The sequence below is a fragment of the Vibrio sp. 10N.222.46.A1 genome (assembly GCF_041473595.1).
GTDB lineage: Bacteria > Pseudomonadota > Gammaproteobacteria > Enterobacterales > Vibrionaceae > Vibrio > Vibrio tasmaniensis_A.
Genome location: NZ_JBFRSN010000391.1, coordinates 1 through 1,860, shown reverse-complemented (window position 1 = coordinate 1,860; position 1,860 = coordinate 1). Strand labels below are relative to the sequence as shown.

At 45.3% G+C, this 1,860-nt stretch carries 3 protein-coding genes; all 3 read left to right on the top strand.

The features are described from left to right. The first annotated feature begins 29 nt into the window (after nucleotides 1–29). Genes AB4496_RS12415 through AB4496_RS12405 form a run of 3 tightly spaced genes read left to right on the top strand, consistent with a single transcriptional unit; the run spans nucleotide 30 to nucleotide 1,753 of the window. Entirely contained in the window at nucleotides 30–644 is a 615-nt protein-coding gene (locus AB4496_RS12415) for a PilN domain-containing protein (protein WP_009848903.1), read from the top strand. Further along, nucleotides 637–1,248 (top strand): type 4a pilus biogenesis protein PilO, encoded by a 612-nt coding sequence (locus AB4496_RS12410; protein ID WP_009848904.1) that lies wholly within the window; start codon nucleotides 637–639, stop codon nucleotides 1,246–1,248. Before AB4496_RS12415 ends, AB4496_RS12410 begins: the two co-directional genes overlap by 8 nt. Then, nucleotides 1,235–1,753 (top strand): pilus assembly protein PilP, encoded by a 519-nt coding sequence (locus AB4496_RS12405; RefSeq protein ID WP_009848905.1) that lies wholly within the window; start codon nucleotides 1,235–1,237, stop codon nucleotides 1,751–1,753. The genes AB4496_RS12410 and AB4496_RS12405 overlap by 14 nt, the downstream gene beginning before the upstream one ends. Nucleotides 1,754–1,860 lie beyond the last annotated feature (107 nt).

Here is a 1,860-nt window from a genome sequence, read left to right as displayed (position 1 = left end):
GAGTGGACTCAAGTGGCAGGGAGAAAAGCATGTTGCATCAAATTAATCTACTGCCGTGGCGTGATGAGATTCGCGCTCAACACAAGAAGCGCTTTATCCACCTAGTCATTCTTGGCGTCATCATTGCACTTACAGGGCAATGGGCGGTTGGTCACTATTTTCAGGTTCAACAAGCCAAACAGCAAGCTCGCCTCAATTATCTTAATCAATACATTGCCGAGCTCGACCGACAAATTCAATCGTTAAAAGTTGCAGAACAAGAACACAAAGCCATTCTGACTCGACTTGATGTGGTGGAATCTTTGCAGCTTGGCCGTAATAAGACCACCGACTTTATGAATCTAATGCCGGAGCTGATTCCTGAGGGCGTGTATGTCGACAAGATAAAGATGAATGGTCAGGAGATTGAGATGGCAGGTATCAGCGACAGTACGGCTCGCCTCGCCACAATGTTGGACAATCTAGAGCGTTCTGATTCTCTTAAAAGGGTCGAGATGCACTCTATTATCCATAACCGAAAGCGCTTCAATAAAGAGTTTCAGACCTTCAAGGTCTCTTTTGTGTTTAGCCCTGTTTCTTTAGAAAACACAACCGCAGAGAGCGCAACCGCGAGCAGAAAAGAGAAGGGGACAAATCATGGCTAACCTTAAAAGTAGGATTAGCTGGCAAGATCTCGATGCTGATGAGATCACCGAATGGCCGTTGTTGCCCCAACTGCTCGTTATTCTGTTGCTGATGATATTAATCCAAGGTGTTGGGACTTGGTTGTATGTACTGCCTTTAGACGATGAACTGCAGCAGATGAAGCAGCAAGAGCAGACTTTGAAAGCAACGTTAAGGATAAAAGCGAACAAGGTTGCGGCTTTGCCTAAGCTTCAGAGTCAGTTGGATGAGCTGACTAGCCGTTACGATTATCTGTTAGAGCAGCTGCCCGTGCAAAAAGAGCTCGCCAGTATGTTGGCCTCAGTGAATGAACTTGGTTTGGATAATGCGCTGACCTTTACGCGCATTGATTGGGGTCAAAAGCAGAACAAGGAATTCCTCTATCGGTTACCCCTCAATATTGAGCTAACCGGTGATTACCATGAGATTGGCGATTTCTCCGCGGCCATCGCAAAACTGCCACGCATTATTAGCTTCGATGATGTGAATTGGCAGCGAGTCAGTCAAGAAAGCAGCACGCTACATTTCAGGGTTCGAGCTTACACCTATCAGTTTAAATCGGAGGTGAATGATGAAATTCAGTAGCGTCCTTTTGTCCCTATTGTTACTGCTTGTGCTTTCAGGCTGTAAAGCCAGTCAGGATTCGTTAGAAGATTTTGTGAGGCAAGTTGAAGCTAAGGCGAGAAAAGAGGTAGAAAAACTTGTCCCAGAAACGGAGTTCTTAGCCGCAACTTATCAACGCCACGCCTTTCGCCCTCCCTTTGAACTTCCTAAAGAAGCCATGGTTCAAAATCAACCCTTGGTGAAGAAAGACTGTTGGCAGCCGAACGCTCGTTCTCGTATTGGCAAGTTAGAAAAATACCCGCTGAGTAAGCTGCGTTTAAGAGGCGTAATGGGCAGTGGAACAAGCGTTTCAGGGTTAGTACAAACCCCAAAAGGGAACGTGGTCAATGTGAAAAAAGGTCAGTTTATTGGCTTAAACAATGGTCGAGTTACTAAGGTGACGAGCCAGTATGTACAGATTAATGAAACTCTTCCAGATGGTTTAGGTTGTTGGCATAAGCGCAACGTTAGGCTCGCTCTGAAGTAAACCAATGTCACATGATGTGGATATGAGATGTAAATATGATTAAAGGAATAAGTGGATTAGTGAGCAAGGCTCTACAAGGTTTTGCTGTGTCTGTGATGTTGGTGGTT

Coding starts and splice junctions, on each gene's coding strand:
- AB4496_RS12415 (WP_009848903.1), top strand. CDS start 30: ATGTTGCATCAAATTAATCTACTGCCGTGGCGTGATGAGATTCGCGCT.
- AB4496_RS12410 (WP_009848904.1), top strand. CDS start 637: ATGGCTAACCTTAAAAGTAGGATTAGCTGGCAAGATCTCGATGCTGAT.
- AB4496_RS12405 (WP_009848905.1), top strand. CDS start 1,235: ATGAAATTCAGTAGCGTCCTTTTGTCCCTATTGTTACTGCTTGTGCTT.